Consider the following 19,214-nt stretch of genomic DNA (forward strand, 5'->3'; position numbering starts at 1 on the left):
GTCCCGGCGGGCGGACCGGTGTGGGACGAACCACCTCCGCTGCCACCGCTGTTCCCGCCTCCGCAGGCCGCGACGGCGAGCAGCCCTGCTGCGGTCGAGACCGCGGCGGCGGCTCGTGCCCGGTGGGGGATTCTGGCAGCGAGCATGATCGGGTCCTCACAGCGAAGTCGGGGGGCGGCGCGCAATCAGCCCTGGTGGGCAGGCCAAGGAGAGGAGATGAGGGTGCGTGATCAGCGACGGAACCGGCGCGCGAAGTGCGCACGGCGCCGCGCTAGGGCGGCGGCGCGTTCGGCCCGCGAGACGCGGCGCGCGGCGGCCGGGACCGAGGCGTCCAGTTCGGCGAGCGGGACGACGCGGGCCACAGGTGTGGGCGCGGTCCGGGCCCAGATCCAGCGCCACGACACGTTCCCGGTGCCGCGGCCTTCGGTGTCGAGCCAGTTCGGCAGGCCGGGGTCGACGTGCGCGACGATGATCCGGCACACGCCGTCGTCGTCGACGTGCGCCTCCTGGCCGTTGAGCGCGTTCTGCCGGTTGTGGATGTCGAGCGACTCGAACCACGGGCTGCTGTAGAGCATGACGCTCCAGTAGTCCGCGTCGGGGACGGCGGTCTCGATGAGCAGCGCCTCGTCCGGCCCGAGATCCCAGACGCCGCTGCCGTAGCGGATGCTGTCGGCGCCGCCGGGGACCGACATTGGCGGCGAGATCCGGTTGGCGCCGCCCGCGCGTTCGTGCGCGCTCCTCATGAACGGACCCCAGTACTCCATCGTGGCCCGCTGCCAGGCGATCGCCTCGGTGAGCTGTCGGGTGAGCCGGGCCGGGGTCAGCGGGGGCGGGGCCAGTCCGGCCGAGCCGATGCGTTCGATCGCGAACTCGCCCGTACGGTCGGCGTCCAGGTCGCACACGTAGATGCGGATCGACAAGTACCGGGCGGCCGCGTCCAGTTGCATCCACGGCCCGGTGCACCAGCCGGGGCGCGCGGCAGAGACGACCAGTTCGAACGACCCGTCTTCGGCGACCTCCAAGCCCTCAATGTCGCACTCCGCGAACACCCCGTACTGCTGAAGCTGCATGTCGCCTTCGACCGTCGAGACGATCACGTTGCGCACCCCGACCAGGTTCCCGGTGACGCGGTAGCCGTGGGCGGCGTCGACCCGGGCGCGCAGGTAGACGTTGTCGACGTTCGGCCCGCCCCACTTGACCACGTCGTCGTCGTACCGGTGGAACGTCGGGAACTCCGGGTCCCCGTGCTCGACGGCGGCCTGGAACGCATGGACCGCCACCCGGCCGAGGTGCCGCAGCCCCTCCGCCGGATCCGGGTGTTCCCCGTCGCGGACGACGCGCCCCAACTCGGCGAGTTCCGCGCAGAACTCCTCCCACGCGCGGAAGCACGGAGCCGCGTCCTGCGCGGCACCTTCGAGGGTGTCGGTCATGCGTCCTGTCCTCCCGATCGTTCTGAGGCATCGCCTTAACAAGGCGTGGCCTTAGTAAGGCACGGGGCGCATACCGAGTCAAGGGGCGCCACGGCAGCGGACCGCCGTACCGCCGCTACGCTGGGCCGATGCCCCGCGACGCCACCGCCACCCGCAACCTGCTCATCGACGCCGCCGAACAGGTGTTCGCGGAGCAGGGCATCGGACAGTCGAACCTCCGCGACATCCACCGCCTCGCCGGACAGGCCAACAAATCGGCGCTCCACTACCACTTCGGATCCCGCGAACGCCTCCTCGACGCCGTCATGGAACGCCACCGCGCCCAGGTCGACCCCCTGCGCGCCGCCATGGTCGAACGCCTCCGGGCCGACCCCGAACCCCCGGGCATTCCGGCCATCCTCACCGCCCTCGTCGCCCCGCTTGCGGCGCAACTGGCCACCCCGTCCGGCCGGAACCGCATCCGCATCGTCGACCAGATGCGCCACGACCGCGGCCTCTCAGCGGCCGACCTCATCCCCGAGGACTCACCCCCCGAACTCCACTGGCTCTTCGCCGCCCTCAACGACCGCCTCGCGCACATCCCCCAGCGCATCCGCGACTTCAGGGTGCTGTCCTGGTCCGCGATGAACACCGCCGCCCTCGCCGACTGGGCCCGCGGCCGCGGCGCCGACACCCCCACCCCCCTCGGGTTCACCACCGACGAACTGGTGACCAACCTCGTAACCATGGGCGCCGCCGCCCTGACCGCCCCCGCCCCTGCCTCGGACGCCGCGGAGTAGCCACCCCCGAGGACACCTGTCGCGGGTGTTCGCCACCTTGTGCCGCCACAGAGCAAACCCCGGTCGAGGGTTGTTCGTTCAACCTGTTGAAAGCACGCGGAAGCCAACACCGGACGGCGAGCGAGCGGAGGACCATGGGGGACGCGCGGCGGGCGGTCAGCGCCGTGATCGCGGCTCGGGGCCACGCCCTCAAGCGCTACGCCTTCCTGCTGTGCGGCGACGACGACGCGGCCGACGACCTCGTACAGGAGACCGTGGCCCGGGCATTGGGCCGACTTCGGCGACTCCCCGCCGATCCGCACGAACTCGAACTGTACCTGCGACGCATCCTGCTGAACCTGGTCGTCGACGAATCCCGGCGGGCGGCGCGTTGGAAGCGCCTGCTGCCGCGCGTCTCGGAGCAGACGGTGTCCGGCGACGCCTCGGAAGCGGTCTGCCTGCGGTTCTCCCTCGGGGAGGCGCTGACCCTGCTTCCGCCCCGGCAGCGGGCCTGCATCGTCCTGCACTACTACGCGGACATGTCAGTGCGGGACGTCGCCGCTGAGCTGGGGTGTGAGGCGGGCACCGTGAAGGCCCAACTCCACGCCGGCCGCCGCACACTCGCACGCCTGGTGCACACCGACACTCCGCAGGAACCGGTCGCCACGAGGGAGGGATCATGACCGAGCAGGACCAGCACGCACGCGAAATGAACGAGCAGGAGCTTGTGGCCGGGCTGACCCGGCAGGCAGCGCTCGCCACCGCGCTGGACCCGCGGATCGAGGAAAGCGTCGTGGTTCCCGCGCTACGCCGACGCAGGCGCCGGGCGCGGCTGAGTGTCGGCGCTGCGCTCGCCGCAGCCGCCGGGAGCGTACTCGTCGCCGTTGCGGTGCTCGGCACCGACAAGACCACAGACGCGGCCCGGGGCAGCGCCGGAGCCTCGGTAGCGCCGACTCACCCACAAGAGGCACCCACGCTGCACGAGTTGGCACAGGCAGCCGAACGCGTCGGAACAGCGTCCTATGCGGACGTCTACACCAACGTCAGAACCGACCCCTGCCGATGCTCGATCACGATCTACCTCAGCAACCTCACGCGCTCGGACGCCTTCCTCACCGAGCTCCGGGAGGCCGTCCCCCACTCCGACGGCCCCGCGGTCAACTTCGCGCCGGGCAAGTACGCCCGGCCCACCTGCCACTCGATCTTCGCGTCGATGTCCGCGGAGCTGAGGGGCCGTCATCTACCGTTCACGGTCTTCACCACAGGGGTCGAAGTGGACTGCACGGTGCTCCGCGTAGGCGTAGATGCCGTCGACACCGCGCGCGCCTACCTGGAGAACCCAGGGAACGGGTTCACCTCGCGGGAATTGGCCGTCGAGGTCCAGTACGCGGGAGACCAATCGTTCATGGACACCTCCGCCAGGCAATCAGGCGGCTGACGAGCTCGTCGCGAGTGCCGTGGTCCACTGCTACTCCTCTCGCGGCGTCCATGGTCGTCAGTCGCCCGCGGCATCGCCTGGGCCGTCGGGGTGGGCGATGTCGTACGCACGCGAGACTTTCTTGGGGACGACCATGCGCCACGCCTCGACGACCAACTCGCGGGCCTCTCTCGGCCCCAGTGCGGACAGCTTGGCGTGCACCCAGTTGAACCGCATGTCCGATTCCGAGGGCATCTGGAACTTGAGTGGATCGCTCGCGACGAGATCCGCGCGTTCCTCCTTGGGGAAGGCGAAGCCCATCTCGGTCTCGTCCAGGGAGAACGCCACGTAGACGATCTGCCCGACGCGGAACTTCAACCTGCCGCGTACGTAGACCGGATACGAGCGCTCCAACTCGGTACCCAGCGCTCGCACGTCCTCAATCTCCGCCATGCTCGGAACCTCTCGATCGTACGAGCGAGACGGACCGACGAACCGCACGCGCGGCCGAGGACCCGCATCGCCCTACTCGGTCCTGTCCGTGCCCATCCTCCCCGCATCGGAAGGACGAAGTCGGGCACGCAGGGCCGATTGGCGGCGGCTGCGCTGTGCGGATACTTGGCGTCGGTGGGCTGCGGCATCGTCCTAGCATGGCTGGCTCGGGTGGGGCCGAACTGCGGCGACAGTGCGAGCGAGGGGCGTAAACGTTGACGAGCGTGGATGACATCTGCGGTCATGCGGACAGGACATGGCAGGACGGTGCGGATTGGCTCGTCATGTGCGACCTCGGCAGCTCGGGCATGCCGGGGAAATGGGAGCAGATGTGGGCCAGGCGGGTGGGCACCGGCGAGTTCGTCGTCTGTTCGATCCCGTTCGTCGCGTACGGACTTGCCCTGGGTGACCGGGTATCCGCAGCGTCGGTGCCCGACGGCTTCGAGTGGGTCATCGGCACGGTACTCGAACGCTCGGGCAACGCCGCCTTTCGGGTCGCTTTCCGCGCGGACGCCGAGCCGTGGGAGACCCAGGAACGACACGACGAACTCCTCGAACAAGTGGCGCGGTTGGGCCTACCGTACGAGGTCCAGAGCCAACACTACGTAGCGATCAGTTGCCCGGAGGACTCCCCCGAGCATGAGGAACTGACGAAGGTGCTCCAGGCCTTCACTGCCCTCGAATGGAGCGTTTTCGAGTCCGCTGCCCGCCCGTAGGCCCGCCGTTCTTTGTCTGCCTGGTGGTGGCCACAGAACGGCGGGCCCGGGCCCGGAACTTCATGATCCGGCCGCGTCGCGGCGGTCAGGCCGCGCCTTCCGCCGCCGGAGTGTCCGGGTCGACGTCGGGCGCCGAATCCCCGGCGTCCCAGGCCGGGTAAGGCGGCGGCGAACCCGGCAACGGCGTGGTGTCGAGGTACCTGACCTCGTAGACGCGCTCGGTGAACTTCCAGCCGTCCGGCGTGCGGCGGTAACGGTCGTGGAAGAGCGCGAAGTTGGCGACCGAACGGCCGTTGTGCAGCACGCCCAGCTCTTGGATGTACGCACGGCCCCAAGCCGTGTCACCTTCGATGTGGACAACCCCCGGGTGCGTTGTCTGTACGAAGTACCTCCACTCGCTTGCCAGTTGCTCCGTCCCGGCGCGGATCGCCCGCCGGCCCACCTGCTCGATGGCGGCTTCGGGAATGCGTATGACGGCGTCGTCCGTGAACAGCGATTCAAAGCGGTCGTGGTCGTCCATCATCGCCGCGTCGGTGAACTCCCCACGTAGCGCCTCGATTTCGATGCGATCGGAGATGGTTTGCAGATTGGCGGTGGTCGTCATCGGTTCGTGCTCCCTCTTGTGGATTCCAAAGCGCCGACGGCGAGCCGACTCGCGGCCCCCGTCCCTCCCGGACGACGCTTCCCTTACGACGACGCAGCGCCTCCAAATGTCTGGTGAGACCGCGCGCCGCGGTCAGCCCTGTCGGTGCGCCCGGATCAACTCCGCGATGCGGTCGTTGAGTTCGGTGTCGCTGCGGACCGTCTTGTCGTGGACGAGCGCACCGAGGCGGTCGGCCGTGAGGGTGTCGTACGCCTTCTCCGCCTCCACGCCGGGAACGGCGGTGTACGGTGCGGTGTCCCGGAACCCGACGACCGCGTCGACGGCCTTGGCGAGCAGCCAGGTGAGCACGAACGAGAAGGCCGCCATGGCGAGGATCGCGACGACCTGCTTGCCGAGCAGTTCCCAGCCGCCGCCGTAGAAGAGACCCTTCTGACCACTGATCCGGGCGGTCGCGAACAGGCCGACCATCAGGAGCCCGGTGGCGCCGCCGACGCCGTGGACGCCGACCACGTCGAGCGTGTCGTCCACGCCGAAGCGGTACTTGAGCGTGACGGCGTACGCGCACACCAGACCGGCGACCAGGCCCGTGACGACCGCGCCGAGCGGGTTGATCTCACCGCAGGCGGGAGTGATGGAGACCATGCCGGCGACCGCGGCGGACACCACGCCGGTGGTGGTCACCCGGCCGGTGCGCCACTGCTCGACCAGCGGCCAGGTGACCATCGCGCCCGCGGCGCCCAGCTGGGTGTTGAGGAAGGCCGCCGCGGCAGTCCCCTGGTCATTGAGCGCCGAGCCCGAATTGAAGCCGAACCAGCCGAACCAGAGCAGCCCGACACCGATGACGATCAGCGGAATGTTGTTCGGACGCTCCTCGCGGCGCGCCCAGTCGCGAGGACCGCGGAGGGCGAGGGCCACGGCCAGGCCCGCGGCACCGGAACTCAACTCGACCGGCAGCCCGCCGGCGAAGTCGAGAGCGCCGAGCCGGTCGTGGATCCAACCGCTGTCGTCGAAGACCCAGTGCGCCGAGGGCGCGTACACGACGAGCAGCCACAGCGGGACGAACACCAGCCATCCGCGCATCCGGGCACGGTCGGCGATGGAGCCGCTGATGAGGGCGACGGTGACGACCGCGAACCCCATCTGGAAGGTGGCGAAGATGTACGTCGGGATTGCGCCACTCAGCGTGTTGATCTGGATGCCGCGGAAGAAGGCGTGGTCGACGTTGCCGATCAGCCCGGCTCCTCCGACGTCCGGGCCGAACGCCAGGGTGTAGCCCAGCATCCACCAGACCAGCGTCCCGAAGGCGAGCGCTGCAAAGCTCATCTTGAGCATCATCAGGACGTGCTTGACGCGGACCATGCCGCCGTAGAAAAAGGCCAGTCCCGGCGTCATCAGCAGGACCATGGCGGTGGAGGCCAGCAGCCAGGCCGTGTCGCCCGCGTTGTAGGCAGGGGGCATCGGCGGGGGCGCGGAGATCATGGGCACCTTCTCGGCACTTCCTCGTAGGCGGGACTGCGTCGGGTCTTGCACAGGTCGGGCACAGGACCAGGTCGGGTCTTGCGCAGGTCAGGCACAGGACTGCGTCGGATCTTGCGCAGATCGGGCACAGGACCAGGTCGGGTCTTGCGCAGATCGGGCACAGGACTGGTCAGGTCTTGCGCAGGTCGGGTGCGGGGCTGCCGGTGAGCAGCAGACGGACCGCGCGCCAGGCGTCCGAGAACGCCTCGGCGGTACGGATCGGGCTGTCCTCCAACACGCGCAGCCACGCCCCGGAGTCCTCCGGCAGCGTGGACACGCCGTAGTGGAGGTCCCGCCCGGCCAGGGCCTCGTGCAGGGTGTCGGCGATCTCCGCCGCGGGACGCAGGTCGCTGACCACGAACAGCGTGCCGAGGTGGTCGTATCCGCCGAAGACCGCCGGACCGGTGACGGCGCCCCGGTCGCCCTCGGGGACGAGGCGCAGCGTGTCGACGGCGAGCAGGGTGCCGTCCGGGCGGCGGATCTCCAGATCGGTGGCCAGCACCCGGTAGTCGTGGCGCTCGCCGCGGGCCAGGCGACCTGCCGTGATCGTCTCCCCGAGGACGACGGTGGACCCGGCCGCGGCGGTGACGGTCGTGCGCTGGTAGAACCGCGAGTCGCGGAAGAGGATCAGCGGGTCCGGCAGGTACTCCAGGTAGGCGCCGGGTTCCGTGGTGAGCCCGACCAACTGGCTGGCGTAGTCCTGCTCCATCCCGTGCACCTTGGTGGCGGCCTGGGTGGTGAGGTGGACGTGCGCACCGGGCCCGCAGCGGACGTCGACGCGGTAGCGGTCGGCCTGTGTGACACCCCCGCCGGTGGCCATCATGTAGACGTACGCGGTGTCGGGCCGCGCGGGGTCGATCCACAGCGGGCGGATGAGCTGGAGCGGGGTCTTCTGGTAGCGCTCGACCAACTCGGTGCGTCCGCCGCGCACTTCGAAGGCGAGGTCGAGGATGCCGACCTTGGCCGGCGAACCGGGGGCGAGCGTGTCGGGGCGCGCGGCCAGGTCGGCCACCTCGGCGGGGAGGCGTTCGGCGGCCCAGTGCGCCTCGGTGAGCCGGTCGCGTACCGGTCGCGCCGGCTGGTCGGCGGCCTTGCGGACGGGAGCACGCTCGGAAGCCGGCCGGGCCTCGCCCTCGGCCTCGCCCTCGGCCCCGTCCTTGGCCCTGTCCTTGGCCCTGTCCTTGGCCTCGACCTCGGTCCTGTCCTCGGCGAGCCGATCGGCCGTCGGCCGCGGCAGCGCGGTCGTCACGTCGGATCAGCACCTTGCTCAGGCCGGATCAGCCGCATGGCCATGTCAGATCAGCGCCTTGCGCCGCGACTCGAAAAACGCCGCCAAGTCGTCGATGCCGACCCCGGTCAGCGAATCGGTCAGCAGCACCGGCCGCCGGTCGCGGACCTTGAGCGCGTCGGACTCCATCACGGTGATGTCCGTCCGCACGTACCGCGCGATGTCGATCTTGTTGATCACCAGCAGGTCGGATTCGGTGATGCCGGGCCCGCGCTTGCGCGGCATCTTCTCGCCTTCCGCGGTGTCCAGGACGAACACGAAGACGTCGACCAGGGCGGGGCTGAACGTCAGCGTCAGGTTGTCCCCGCCGGACTCGTACAGCAGCGTGTCGACGTCGGGAAAGCGCTCCAGCAGTTCCGCGCCGGCGGCCAGGTTCATCGTCGGGTCGTCGCGTACGGCGGTGTGCGGGCACGCGCCGGTCTCGACGCCGACCACGAGTTCGGGGTCGAGGATCCCGGCCAGAGTGCGGCGGACGTGCTGCGCGTCCTCCTGCGTGTAGATGTCGTTGGTGATGACGGCCGGGCGGTGGCCCTGGCCGATGAGCACCGGCACCAGCGCCTCGATCAGCGCGGTCTTGCCGGAGCCGACGGGCCCGCCGATCCCGATGCGCAGTACGTTGTCGTCCACAGTGCTCCTTTGTCGTGGGGGGGTTCCCGAGTCACAAGCACTCGGCGTCCGACGGCCGCTCAACCGGCGAACAAGTCGCTCAACCGGTGAACAGGCCGATCAACTGGCGAACAAGCGGGCCTCGGCGCGCTCGTGGCGGCCGGACATGATGTCGGACGCGAAAGCGGTCGATCCCAGGTCGGCGAGGTCGCGGGCCAGCGCGCCGCGGACCGTCTCCTCGATGACCGGGGCGGCGGTACGCAACAGCACCTGCGCCTTCCGGTGGTCGGTGAGCCGCAGCCGCAGCGCGGCCCCGGCGAAGCTCGTGCTGAACGCGAACAGGTCTGCCGCGACGGCCTGCGCGACCGGCACCCCGGCGGCCGCCTGCACGACCCCGGCCGCGACGGCCTGGGTGCCAGGGGCCTGACGGTCCGTCACTCGGCGCAGGTAGCCCTCGATGACCGAATGACCGAACACTTCGGCGGACAGGTCGAGGAGTTGCCGCCCGGTGCGCGTGGCGGCCTGCCGCATCTCGCGGCTCAGCTTGCCCGCGTGGAGCCGTCGGTCGATCCGGACGACGGCGTCCAGGTCGCCCGCGGACGCGGCCCGGTGCGCCAGCGCGAGGGCCGTGGCATCGCCCGGGCCGACGCCGTACCGCAGCAGGTCGACGAGGAGCGCGGGCAGCGACTCGGGGGTGACGGCGCGGGCCTGGGCGTACCCCTCCAGGCTGTGCGAGAGCGTGTAGAAGCCGCTCGGGAAGGCCGAGTCCGCGAGCTGGAGGCTGACCAACAGGGCGGACAGTCCCCCGAGTTGCGGTTCGGGGGACCGGTTCGCGCCGACCGTGCGGTCCGAACTGACGGGCATCCGCTACACCAGGAAGTAGAGCTGGTTGAGCGGCAGCGTCTCGGCGGGGTCGATGGTCGCGACCTCGCCGTCCAGGGTGACCTTGAAGGTCTCCGGGTCGACCTCGACCTTGGGGAGGGCGTTGTTGCGGACCATGTTGTGCTTGCCGATGACGCGGGTGCCCCGCACCGGCGCGATCCTGCGCTTGAGTTCCAGCTTCTCCGGGACGCCCGCGGCGACCGCGGCCTGCGACAGGAACGTGAGGTGGGTGGACTGCTGCGCCCGGCCGAACTGGCCGAACATCGGCCGGTAGATGACCGGCTGCGGGGTCGGGAGCGAGGCGTTGGGGTCGCCCATCTGGGCCCAGGAGACGATGCCGCCCTTGATGATCATCTTGGGCTTGGCGGCGAACGAGTGGATCGGCCAGAGCACGATGTCGGCGAGCTTGCCTTCCTCCAGCGAGCCCACGTACTCGGAAATGCCGGTCGCGATGGCCGGGTTGATGGTCACCTTCGCGAGGTAGCGCAGCACCCGCTGGTTGTCGTTGCGGGCGGTGTCGCCGTCCAGGGGGCCGCGCTTGTCCTTGCAGTGGTGCGCGATCTGGAAGCAGCGGGTGACTGATTCGCCGACGCGGCCCATGGCCTGCGAGTCGGACGACACGATGCTGATGACCCCGAGGTCGTGCATCACGGACTCGGCGGCGATGGTCTCCGCGCGTACCCGGCTGTCCGCGAAGGACACGTCCTCCGGGATGTCGTGGTTCAGGTGGTGGCAGACCATCACCATGTCGAGCAGCTCGTCCACCGAGTTCTTGGTGTACGGCAGGGTCGGATTGGTCGACGACGGCAGGACGTTCGGCTCGCCGGTCACCCGCAGGATGTCGGGAGCGTGACCGCCGCCCGCGCCTTCGGAGTGGAAGGTGTGGATGGTACGGCCGTCGAACGCGGCACGGGTGCTCTCGAAGTACCCGGACTCGTTGAGGCTGTCGGTGTGGATGGCCACCTGCACGTCGTGCCGGTCCGCCACGCCGAGCGCGCAGTCGATGACCGCCGGGGTGGCACCCCAGTCCTCGTGCACCTTGAGCGCGCAGGCGCCGGCCTCGATCTGCTCGTCCAGCGCCATCGGCCGGCTGCTGTTGCCCTTGCCCATGATGCCGATGTTGACCGGCAGCGCCTCGGCCGCCTCCAGAAAGCGGGCGATGTTGTACGGGCCGGGCGTGCACGTCGTGCCGTTGCTGCCGTCGGTCGGGCCGGTGCCGCCGCCGATCAGGGTGGTGATGCCGTTGGTCAGCGCCTGCTCGGCCTGCTGCGGCGAGATGAGGTGGACGTGGGTGTCGATGGCCCCGGCGGTGGCGATCAGGTGCTCGCCGGAGATCGCCTCGGTGCCCGCGCCGACCACGAGCTTGGGGTGCACGTTGTTCTGCGTCTGCGGATTACCGGACTTCCCGATCCCCGCGATCATGCCGTCCTTGATCCCGATGTCGCACTTGACGACGCCGAGGACCGGGTCGATCACCACCACGTTGGTGATCACGGTGTCCAGCGCGCCCTGGGCGGCGGAGGCCTGCGGGTCGGAACCCATGCCGTCGCGCATGGTCTTGCCGCCGCCGTACAGGATCTCGTCGCCGTACAGGCCCTCGCTGTAGTCCTTCTCCACCTCCACGATCAGGTTCGTGTCGGCGAGGTGGAACCGGTCGCCGACGGTGGGCCCGAACATGTCGGTGTACTGCTTGCGGGAGAGGATCGGCATCAGTTCGCGCCCTTCTTGCTCTTCCGGCCCTTGCCGCCCGCTCCCGTACCCGAGTCGCCGCCGCCGTCGTCGCCGCCGGTGCTGCCGTCGCTGCCGTCGGCGCCCTCGAAGCCTTCCTCCAAGGCCTTGTGGAACGCGGCGATGCGCGCCGGGCGGGAGACGATGCTGCCGTTGAGCAGGCCGCTGAACCCCATGAGACGGCCGGTGCCGCCGTACTCGCACAGCTCGACCTCGCGGCTGCCGCCCGGCTCGACGCGGACCGAAGTCCCCGCGGGGATGTTCAGGTGCATGCCGAGGGTCTTGTCGCGGTCGAACCGCAGTGCCGAGTTGACCTCGAAGAAGTGGTAGTGCGAGCCGACCTGGACGGCGCGGTCGCCGGTGTTGACCACATTGACCTTGACGGTCCGGCGGCCGGCGTTGATCTCGACCGGATCATCGCCGTACAGGTAGGTGCCGATAGTCGATGTCACAGGTGACTCCTTGTGCCTGCCGCCGTCACCGGGCGGGCAGTTGGGGACGAGAGTGTGGAGCGGGTGTACGTCGTGCCCGCGCCCGGACTGTGGTGGTGGCTGTGCTCATCGCCGTGGTCGTGGTCGTGGCCGTGGTCGTGGTTGTGGCCGTGGTCGTGGCCGTCGCCGTGGCCGTGGCCGTGGCCGTGGTGGTGGTCCTCGCCGGGCCCGTGGGTGTGGCCGAGGCCGAACCCGTCGGCCGCGCCCAGCGCGCGGCGGACACCGTCGTCGCCGTGCTCGCGGAGCCGGTGGCTCGCGGACGCGACCCGGGCGGCGAGCACCGCGGCCGCCGCGGCCGGACGGAGCAGCGGACCCGCGTCGGACACCGGCACGCCGTCCACCGCGGACGGCAGGACGGCGGCGGCGAACGACCCCCGGAGCACGGCGATACGGCGCGCGCCCAGCAGGACGCACCTGCGCAACGCCTCGGCGACGTCCGGCTCGCCGCCGATCAGGGCCGTCTCCACCATTCGGTGCCGCCCGTTGCGGCGGACCAGGTGGGACACCCGGTACAACTCGGCGTCCTCGTACGGGTCGCCGGTGGGCGCGGCGACCAGCAGCGCGGTGTCCGGGTCGATGCCGGCGGCCGCGGCCCGGAGCCAGCCGACCAGGTGGTCCGAGGTACCGAACGGCTCGGCCACCGCGACGCCGCCCCGCGGTTCCGGCCGCAGCGCCCGGACGGTCCGGGCGGCCTCCGCCACCAGGCCCGGTTCGCGGCCCAGGGTCATCGGAACCACGACGACGTCCCGGCCCGCGGGGCGGGAGGCGAGCGTACGGTGCAGTTCCCGGCCCGCGGTGACCACGGTCGCGTCCCGTCCGGCGAGCGCGCGCAGGTCCGCGCCGGTGCCCGCCTCGCGGCCGCGCACCAGGACGACATCGGTGCGATCGGCCACCGGTCAGCCGCCGATGGGGTCGTGCACGGAGACGAGTTTGGTGCCGTCCGCGAAGGAGGCCTCGACCTGGAGCAGCGGGAGCATCGTACGTACGCCGTCCATGCAGGCGTCGCCCTCGACGATGTGCCGGCCGAGCTCCATGCAGTCGGCGACGGACTTCCCGTCCCGGGCCGCTTCCAGGATCGCCTCGGTGATCAGGGCGACCGCTTCGCTGTAGTTCAGCTTGAGACCGCGGCCCTGGCGCTTGCGGGCGAGGTCCGCGACGACGTAGACGAGCAGCTTGTCGATCTCGCGGGGTGCGAGGTTCATGGTCGGTCCTTCCTCGGGACGAAGAACGGTTCTGGGATCGGGGCTCAACCGTCGGCGGGACGCAGACGCGGCAGCAGGGGGACGGCCGCCGTCAGCGTCCAGGTGGTGAGGATGAACGGCCAGGTGAAGGTGTGGCCGTGGAAGGGCTCGAACAGCGAGGTGACCGCCGCCGTGAGACCGGTCGACACGCCGGCGCCGAACAGCGCGTAGCCGATGTTCCAGGCCGTGTTCGCGAGGAAGACCGCACCCACGGCGATGGCGACCAGGACGGCGTTGTAGCCGTAGATGCCCTCGGCGATCAACGCGGTCGGTGCCCCCAGCGCCCAGGCGACGACGATGCCGACGATGCTGCCCAGCGCGGCCGCGACGACCACACGCGCTCCGGCGAAGGCGAGGCCGACCAGCATGATCAGGCCGACGTACCACTCTCCGACGAGGAACACCTGCGAGACGTTGGTGAAGAACGCGTGCCACAGGTCGGACCACGTGACGCCGGTGTCGCCGGACGTCGCACTGGCGACCGGGGAACCGCCGTGCCAGATCCGGCCGAACGACGGCGCGCCGAGCACCATCGCCCCGGAGACCAGGCAGAAGGGCGCGGTCAACGCGGTCAGGCCGTACGGCCGGGTCACGTGGGTGAGCGCCGCGGTGAGAACCGTGCAGAGGATGCAGCCGACCACCGCGAGGAGGTATGTCGCGACGTGGTTGCCCAGGAAGACCACCAGGGCGATGCCGGTCAGGCAGCCGGAAAAGCCCTGGAGGCCCAGGGCGATGCTGCCGCGGTCGACGTCGAGCGCGTACGCCGCGGCGGTCGAGACCAGCGTGCCGAGCGTGGCGAAGAGGCCGACCTTCCATCCGGCCGCCCACAGCCCGGCGAGGATGAACGCGCCGGTGAGCAGCGCCGGTTGCAGGTCGACCTGGCCGACACCCCGCAGCGAGGCGACCACATAGGCGAGCGGCTCCCGTTCCCAGGGACGGGGGCTACTCCGAGTGGCGGCAACCGCGTCACCTTGTGTCACGAATTCCCCTGACATTCCAATGAATGCCGGAACAAGAAAACTAGAGTGTTTTGCACCTTATGACTGATACACCCGTTTTAGCCCATGCGACGGTCCGTGCGCGCGATGTGACATGTAGCGGCAGGCGATCTTCGCCCGATCAGCCGACACCAACGTCCCGTCGAAAGGCGCGCCTCCGGTGACCAACCCCTACTTCGACACGAAGGACCGACCGGTCCGCCCACCCGGCCACCCGCATTCCGAGCACGCCCCCGGCCACCAGATCCCGGTGGTCGCCGCCGTGGCCGTCGGCGGCGGAATCGGCGCGTGTGCCCGCTACGCCATCGAACGCGCCTGGCCCACCTCGGGCACCCAGTTCCCCTGGCCGATCCTGATCGTCAACGGCGTCGGCTGCCTGGCGATGGGCGCCCTGATGACGGTGCTGGCGGCCCGGTTCCCCGGCGCGAAGCGCATGGCCGGCGCCCTCCTGGGCACCGGCTTCCTCGGCGGGTTCACGACCTTCTCCCACTACACGGACAACTTCCGCGTGCTGATCCGGGGCGAGGCCTACGGCACCGCGTTCGGCTACCTGTTCCTCACCATCGCCGTGGCCCTGGCCGGCGTCACCATCGGCGTGCTCGCGGCCCGCTCCGCGGTCGGAACCCCCACCCACCAGAAGGCGTCCGCCGATGCTCGCTGACTGGCTGCTCGTCCTCGCCGGCGGCATGCTCGGTGCACCGACCCGCTACCTCACCGGGGTCGCCGTCAAATCACGCGTGCACAGCCCGTTCCCCTTCGGAACCCTCGCCGCCAACGCCGCCGCCTGCCTCCTGCTCGGCTTCCTCTCCGAAGCGGCACTCCGAGACGGCCTCACCGACAACGAACAACTCCTCCTGGCCACCGGCTTCTGCGGCGCCCTCTCCACCTGGTCGACCTTCTCCTACGAAGAGTTCACCCTCGCCTCAACCCGCCGGCTCCCCCTCTCCGCCCTCTACCTCACAACAAGCGTCACCCTCGGAATCGCCCTGTCCTTCGCAGGCGCCGCAATCGCCGGCGGCATCTGGACCTGAGCAACCGAGCACAGGAACAGTTCTCAATGGAACGGACCCGGTCCGCCACTCCGGCAGTGATCGTTCCCGCGCCACGGCGTGCGACTGGGCTGGATACGGTGCTCCCCCTCTCACCCGTCCTCGGGAGCGTCAGTGATCGGGACGACCCCGCCGAGCCCCGCCGACCCCAGCACGTGGCTTCCGGAGGTGTTGCCGTACGCGAAACCCGTAACGCGGCCGCACCCCTGCCTGGCGGAGGTCAGCCCGCGGGACAGCACGGTGGGTAATCCGGTGTTGTGGCCGGCGAATGTGCCCGAACTGCCCCGTCCAGCGGGCTGCGACGTCTTCCAATTGCCGTGGTGCCCCTTCGGGCACGATCCGCACTTCCTCCGGAGGTCTCCGCCGCCATTCACCCTGCCATCCGCGTCGGAGGAGGAGCGGGAACGGATCTGGGCAGGAGCCGACTCCTACTCGGTGACTGCGGGGGCGTCTACGCGTTCGTCTGTCTCAACTACCGGGAATCTGCCTGGATCATCGGCGGGGGTGGTTGCCGACATTCGTCGACCGGGCGGGTGAGCGGCACGAGGGCTGACAGGCACCGGGTGCGCGTGGTGTCCCGCAGGTCAGGAGCGACGCATCCAGTGTTGGGTGGGGATGCCGGACTGCTGCAAGTCCTCGGGTCTTTGGTCACAGGAACTTCACCCCGGGCCATCTCGATTTCAGGAGGAAGTTCTTGCCGAACTCCCCGATGGCGGCGATGTCGGCCGGTTGCGGGTACCCCGGACTTCCGAAGGGCAACTCCTCCGAACGCCGCAGCAGTTCCCGAGCGGCGTCGATCTCGGCTTGACTCGGGGGCGGGATTTCCATGTCGCCGTACCCACCGATCGCCTGCCTGAGTTGTAGGAATGCGGCGTGCGCATGGGATCGGCCGTTAAAACTGTAGCCGGCCTTCGCCCACGTATATCCGCCGTTGGCGTCGGAGGCCGTCAACTCGATTCGGTCGACTCCGGATTCCCTGTACCAGTCCTCCAGGCGCATCCTCAAGTCCGTACCGAATCCATGCTTCTGGAATCCTTCGCTGATGCGCTGCCAGTGGTGCTCCACGACGATGACATCGGGCCCCGGTACGAGCCGATAGTCGTTGTCGACCAGTCTCAGTGCCTGCTTGTTCCTGAAGCGCCGTTCGGTCTCGCCGACTTTGACGCCGTCGGGTCCGAGGATCTCGGCCTGCCAAGTCAGCGTGCCCTGCTCGGGAATGTGCCGGGCATACGTTACGTGGACACGGAGGTTGTCCGCCCCGAAGGTTCCATTCAACGCGCGCTGGATCTCCCCGCGAAGCTGCTTGTCGGACAGTTGCCTCCAGTTGAGGAGCCGCTCAATGTCCGCCGTTGCACCGACCTCGGCACCCGGTCGCACAGGGCGCGGGAGCGGGGGGCGGTCGCCCGGTCCAGGGAAGGCCGCGTCGAGATCCTTGAGCAGATGCGCATCGTCCGCGATCAGATAGCCGGAATCGGGTGGCGGTGCGTCCCTGGCCGGGAGACCGTCTTCCACGTCGGTCTCGCGCAGGAGGTCGTCGAGGGCGGTGTCCTCCAGCAGCCAATCGTCGTCGAAGTCGGCCGTGTCATCCGTGCTGCCGGCCGCGTCGTCGGCCGCGCTGTCGGCGCCGTCGGCCGCGTCGTCGAGGTGGCTGCCACCCAGTGGCGGCCGCGGTGCAGTGCCTGGGCCGAACGGCGGACTACCCGGCGGGGGCGGGGGTTTGCCGCCGCCCGGCAAGTCCGGGGCGACCGAACCGGGGAGGGAGGGTTTCGGTGTCGGGCCGCCGCCCAGGTTGTCTGCCCCGTCGAAGGGGGCCTGCCCCCCGACGGACGCCACCGGGACGGGGGTCCTCGCGGGTGTTCCGTCTGGCAGGTCGGTCCCGTCCATGGCGGCGGCGGTGTCGTCGAGGACGGCCAGGTCGTCCCCGGACATCTCGACCGGTGCATCGCCGCCCAGCTGCACGGTGTCGTCCGGGAACTCCAGGGTGCCGTCCGGCCTGAGGATCGTGCCATCCGGAAACAGGACCCCCTCGTCGCCGGGGATTCCGACGCCCTTCCAGGAGCCCGGGTCGATCAGTTTTCCGGTGAGCTCGCCGACGGTCCTGAGCCCGTTGAAGCTCGCGCCCACCCCTTTGGCGACGTACGTCATCGGGTCGATGATCTCGCCGATTCTCGCGAGCGTGCTGACGGCCTTCGCGGTGAGGCCCATGCCTTCCACGGCTGTTCCCGCTCCGAGGGAGGCGATCGCGGTGACGACGTTGAACGCGACGATGCCCGACGCCTTGGCCGGGTTCTCCTCCCACTCGTCCCAGGCGATGAGGGACTTGCCGAATTCGGTTGCGACGACGGCACTTTCGTCGAACCAGTCCTTCAGGGGGCCGGGCGGCATCTGGGACAGTCGCGACCAGGCGCCCGGGGTGGAGAGGGCGATCACGCCCGTAGCCAGTTTGAAAACACCTTCCCAGGCCGTGAGGCAGTCGGCGTCGAACGGGTTGGCGAGAGTGGCCAGTCCGGTGAGAGTTCCCCAGAGGCCGTCCACGATGACGCCGTCCCACACAAAACTCTTGAGGTGGTAGCCGAATTCGTCCCACTCGTGGTCCTCGGTGACCGTTTTCCCCCACGGGGTCTCCGCGGCAGCCGCCAGGTCCCCGGAGTTGGCGCCGTACATGTTCTCGCCGCCGCTGCCGTCGTCGGCGGTCCACTGCCGGCGACTGAACAGCGCGAGGATCTTGTTGGCCGCGGTGCGCTCGGCCTCCCAGAACTGCCCCACTGTGGTGGAGACATCGGCGATGAGCTGGTTGTTCAGCGCCACCTTGTCCGTGTCGTACGTCCAGTCCTCGTCGAGTGACCACACGAACGTCTCGGCGTCCGAACGTAGTTGGTTGAGCCTCGTCACCACCGGCCGGATCGCCTCAAGGTACTCGGACAGCGCACCGGCGACGGTCTCCAACTGCCCGGCGAATTCGTCGGACCTCGCCTGCACCGTGGTCGTGGTCGCGAGCAACTGCTCCGACTCGGGGGCCTTGTAGCACGACGAGAGGCCTTGGAAACGGTTGTGGACGCTTTCGCCGATCTCGCGGAACGCCGCGGCGTCGGATATCAGCGCGGCGTGGTCGAGCTCAAGCTGCCCGAGGAACCCGGTGAACGTGGGGATGCCGGACGGGTCGACACGATCGGGGATGTCACCCACGGCCTGCCCCCTGTGACTGCGCGGTCGATGTGGTCGGATTCCGGTTGTCCCACACCGAACCCCGCGCCGCACTCAGGGGCCCTGAAGCGGATATCCGATTCGCCGAGGGACGACTCCCGCCTCGGGATCCGGGCCGGAGGCACCACGGGCCGTCCGGAACACTCCCTACGGTCCTCGGAGTTACCTGTTCCCGGCCGGCACCCGCTCGTCGCTGCCGACGCGCTCGCCCTGCCGTCAGGGGACCGCGCCGAGGCGCAGCGCCTGCTGGACGAACTGGCGGCAGAGGGCAAGCCGTTGGCGTTCACCTATCTGGTGCCGCAGAACAACCAGGCCAACAGGACGGGCGAGTACATCGCCACGCAGTTGCGGGGCTTCAAGAACATCAGCGTGACGGTCGAGGCGCAGAGCATCGTCTCCTACCAGAACACCGTGCGCGTGCAGCGCAGTTACCAGGCGGCGATGTTCAATTGGCTGGTGTCGGACGTGGAGCCGACGGTTTACAGCTATCTGTACGGCGACAGCCCCTCGAACTTCCTCGGCTACCGCAACCTGGGCGTCGACGCCGCCCTGGACGCCGGGCACCGGACCGGCGACGCCGCCGCACGGCAGAGCGCGTACACCGAACTGGCCCGGCAGGTCGCCCAGGACGTCCCGCTGTGGCCTTACCAGGAGGGCCGCGTCACGGTCTACCACGGCAAGGCGGTCGCGGGAGTCCTGCTGAGCAACGACGGCGTGCTCATGATGGACCGGCTGGGGCGCAGGGCCTGAGCCACGGCGGCGACGGCCGCGCTCGACACTCCGTGCCCTGCC

General features: G+C 69.8%; 20 protein-coding genes. 7 read left to right on the forward strand and 13 right to left on the reverse strand.

Going from position 1 to position 19,214, the window contains the following annotated elements:
* Positions 1-230: 230 nt before the first annotated feature.
* Positions 231-1,430 (reverse strand): DUF1214 domain-containing protein, encoded by a 1,200-nt coding sequence (locus ACRX5S_RS23815; RefSeq protein WP_436775095.1) that lies wholly within the window; start codon positions 1,428-1,430, stop codon positions 231-233.
* 128 nt (positions 1,431-1,558) lie between these two features.
* On the opposite strand from ACRX5S_RS23815, the gene ACRX5S_RS23820 reads away from it, so the two are divergent.
* The 3 genes from ACRX5S_RS23820 to ACRX5S_RS23830 all read left to right on the forward strand — a co-directional run bounded on the left by ACRX5S_RS23820 (position 1,559) and on the right by ACRX5S_RS23830 (position 3,626).
* Entirely contained in the window at positions 1,559-2,209 is a 651-nt protein-coding gene (locus ACRX5S_RS23820) for a TetR/AcrR family transcriptional regulator (RefSeq protein ID WP_436775096.1), read from the forward strand.
* Positions 2,210-2,343: 134 nt separating this feature from the next.
* Positions 2,344-2,871 (forward strand): sigma-70 family RNA polymerase sigma factor, encoded by a 528-nt coding sequence (locus ACRX5S_RS23825; RefSeq protein ID WP_436775097.1) that lies wholly within the window; start codon positions 2,344-2,346, stop codon positions 2,869-2,871.
* A complete protein-coding gene (locus ACRX5S_RS23830) occupies positions 2,868-3,626 on the forward strand; it encodes a hypothetical protein (RefSeq protein ID WP_436775098.1) in 759 nt (252 codons plus the stop codon). The genes ACRX5S_RS23825 and ACRX5S_RS23830 overlap by 4 nt, the downstream gene beginning before the upstream one ends.
* A 57-nt stretch (positions 3,627-3,683) precedes the next feature.
* On the opposite strand, the gene ACRX5S_RS23835 is transcribed toward ACRX5S_RS23830, so the two are convergent.
* Complete coding sequence (locus ACRX5S_RS23835; protein ID WP_436775099.1) at positions 3,684-4,058, reverse strand: MmcQ/YjbR family DNA-binding protein; 375 nt, start codon at positions 4,056-4,058, stop codon at positions 3,684-3,686.
* A 263-nt stretch (positions 4,059-4,321) separates the two neighbouring features.
* Between ACRX5S_RS23835 and ACRX5S_RS23840 the strand changes: the two genes are divergently transcribed.
* Complete coding sequence (locus ACRX5S_RS23840; RefSeq protein WP_436775100.1) at positions 4,322-4,813, forward strand: DUF4265 domain-containing protein; 492 nt, start codon at positions 4,322-4,324, stop codon at positions 4,811-4,813.
* Positions 4,814-4,898: 85 nt separating this feature from the next.
* Here the strand turns inward: ACRX5S_RS23840 and ACRX5S_RS23845 are convergent, their stop codons facing one another.
* From ACRX5S_RS23845 to ACRX5S_RS23890, 10 genes are all read right to left on the reverse strand, one after another.
* Positions 4,899-5,417 carry a YybH family protein gene (locus ACRX5S_RS23845; protein WP_436775101.1) on the reverse strand — a complete coding sequence of 173 codons (519 nt, stop codon included), beginning with the start codon at positions 5,415-5,417 and terminating at the stop codon, positions 4,899-4,901.
* Positions 5,418-5,549: 132 nt separating this feature from the next.
* Positions 5,550-6,896, reverse strand: coding sequence for an ammonium transporter (locus ACRX5S_RS23850; protein ID WP_436775102.1), 1,347 nt, complete (start codon positions 6,894-6,896; stop codon positions 5,550-5,552).
* 169 nt (positions 6,897-7,065) lie between these two features.
* Positions 7,066-8,184, reverse strand: coding sequence for an urease accessory protein UreD (locus tag ACRX5S_RS23855; protein ID WP_436775103.1), 1,119 nt, complete (start codon positions 8,182-8,184; stop codon positions 7,066-7,068).
* Positions 8,185-8,229: 45 nt separating this feature from the next.
* Positions 8,230-8,850, reverse strand: coding sequence for an urease accessory protein UreG (ureG, locus tag ACRX5S_RS23860; RefSeq protein WP_436775104.1), 621 nt, complete (start codon positions 8,848-8,850; stop codon positions 8,230-8,232).
* 99 nt (positions 8,851-8,949) lie between these two features.
* Complete coding sequence (locus ACRX5S_RS23865) at positions 8,950-9,693, reverse strand: urease accessory protein UreF (protein WP_436775105.1); 744 nt, start codon at positions 9,691-9,693, stop codon at positions 8,950-8,952.
* Between the two features lie 3 nt (positions 9,694-9,696).
* Entirely contained in the window at positions 9,697-11,421 is a 1,725-nt protein-coding gene (gene ureC / locus ACRX5S_RS23870; protein WP_436775106.1) for an urease subunit alpha, read from the reverse strand.
* Positions 11,421-11,891 carry an urease subunit beta gene (locus tag ACRX5S_RS23875; RefSeq protein ID WP_436775107.1) on the reverse strand — a complete coding sequence of 157 codons (471 nt, stop codon included), beginning with the start codon at positions 11,889-11,891 and terminating at the stop codon, positions 11,421-11,423. Before ACRX5S_RS23875 ends, ureC begins: the two co-directional genes overlap by 1 nt.
* Positions 11,888-12,823 (reverse strand): sirohydrochlorin chelatase, encoded by a 936-nt coding sequence (locus tag ACRX5S_RS23880; protein ID WP_436775108.1) that lies wholly within the window; start codon positions 12,821-12,823, stop codon positions 11,888-11,890. Before ACRX5S_RS23880 ends, ACRX5S_RS23875 begins: the two co-directional genes overlap by 4 nt.
* Before the next feature lie 3 nt (positions 12,824-12,826).
* The gene (locus ACRX5S_RS23885; protein WP_436775109.1) at positions 12,827-13,132 is read right to left on the reverse strand and encodes an urease subunit gamma; all 306 of its coding nucleotides are present in this window, start codon (positions 13,130-13,132) and stop codon (positions 12,827-12,829) included.
* Between the two features lie 44 nt (positions 13,133-13,176).
* Positions 13,177-14,151 (reverse strand): urea transporter, encoded by a 975-nt coding sequence (locus ACRX5S_RS23890; protein ID WP_436775110.1) that lies wholly within the window; start codon positions 14,149-14,151, stop codon positions 13,177-13,179.
* Positions 14,152-14,329: 178 nt separating this feature from the next.
* Between ACRX5S_RS23890 and ACRX5S_RS23895 the strand changes: the two genes are divergently transcribed.
* On the forward strand, positions 14,330-14,830 hold the full coding sequence (locus ACRX5S_RS23895) for a fluoride efflux transporter FluC (RefSeq protein ID WP_436775111.1): 501 nt from the start codon (positions 14,330-14,332) through the stop codon (positions 14,828-14,830).
* The gene (locus ACRX5S_RS23900; protein WP_436775112.1) at positions 14,820-15,200 is read left to right on the forward strand and encodes a fluoride efflux transporter FluC; all 381 of its coding nucleotides are present in this window, start codon (positions 14,820-14,822) and stop codon (positions 15,198-15,200) included. The genes ACRX5S_RS23895 and ACRX5S_RS23900 overlap by 11 nt, the downstream gene beginning before the upstream one ends.
* A gap of 666 nt (positions 15,201-15,866) precedes the next feature.
* Here the strand turns inward: ACRX5S_RS23900 and ACRX5S_RS23905 are convergent.
* Positions 15,867-18,404: a hypothetical protein gene (locus ACRX5S_RS23905; RefSeq protein ID WP_436775113.1), complete on the reverse strand. Its 2,538-nt coding sequence runs from the start codon at positions 18,402-18,404 to the stop codon at positions 15,867-15,869.
* A 12-nt stretch (positions 18,405-18,416) separates the two neighbouring features.
* Between ACRX5S_RS23905 and ACRX5S_RS23910 the strand changes: the two genes are divergently transcribed.
* Positions 18,417-19,172, forward strand: a complete 756-nt coding sequence (locus ACRX5S_RS23910) for a hypothetical protein (RefSeq protein WP_436775114.1) — start codon at positions 18,417-18,419, stop codon at positions 19,170-19,172.
* The last annotated feature ends 42 nt before the right edge of the window (positions 19,173-19,214 follow it).

The sequence above is a fragment of the Yinghuangia sp. YIM S09857 genome, from assembly GCF_051388915.1.
Lineage (GTDB): Bacteria > Actinomycetota > Actinomycetes > Streptomycetales > Streptomycetaceae > Yinghuangia.

Excerpts from the sequence above, each read along its gene's own strand:
- ACRX5S_RS23815 (WP_436775095.1), bottom strand. The coding sequence starts at position 1,430 with ATGACCGACACCCTCGAAGGTGCCGCGCAGGACGCGGCTCCGTGCTTC.
- ACRX5S_RS23900 (WP_436775112.1), top strand. The coding sequence starts at position 14,820 with ATGCTCGCTGACTGGCTGCTCGTCCTCGCCGGCGGCATGCTCGGTGCA.
- ACRX5S_RS23830 (WP_436775098.1), top strand. The coding sequence starts at position 2,868 with ATGACCGAGCAGGACCAGCACGCACGCGAAATGAACGAGCAGGAGCTT.
- ACRX5S_RS23885 (WP_436775109.1), bottom strand. The coding sequence starts at position 13,132 with ATGAACCTCGCACCCCGCGAGATCGACAAGCTGCTCGTCTACGTCGTC.
- ureC (WP_436775106.1), bottom strand. The coding sequence starts at position 11,421 with ATGCCGATCCTCTCCCGCAAGCAGTACACCGACATGTTCGGGCCCACC.
- ACRX5S_RS23850 (WP_436775102.1), bottom strand. The coding sequence starts at position 6,896 with ATGATCTCCGCGCCCCCGCCGATGCCCCCTGCCTACAACGCGGGCGAC.
- ACRX5S_RS23865 (WP_436775105.1), bottom strand. The coding sequence starts at position 9,693 with ATGCCCGTCAGTTCGGACCGCACGGTCGGCGCGAACCGGTCCCCCGAA.
- ACRX5S_RS23820 (WP_436775096.1), top strand. The coding sequence starts at position 1,559 with ATGCCCCGCGACGCCACCGCCACCCGCAACCTGCTCATCGACGCCGCC.
- ACRX5S_RS23835 (WP_436775099.1), bottom strand. The coding sequence starts at position 4,058 with ATGGCGGAGATTGAGGACGTGCGAGCGCTGGGTACCGAGTTGGAGCGC.
- ACRX5S_RS23845 (WP_436775101.1), bottom strand. The coding sequence starts at position 5,417 with ATGACGACCACCGCCAATCTGCAAACCATCTCCGATCGCATCGAAATC.
- ACRX5S_RS23825 (WP_436775097.1), top strand. The coding sequence starts at position 2,344 with ATGGGGGACGCGCGGCGGGCGGTCAGCGCCGTGATCGCGGCTCGGGGC.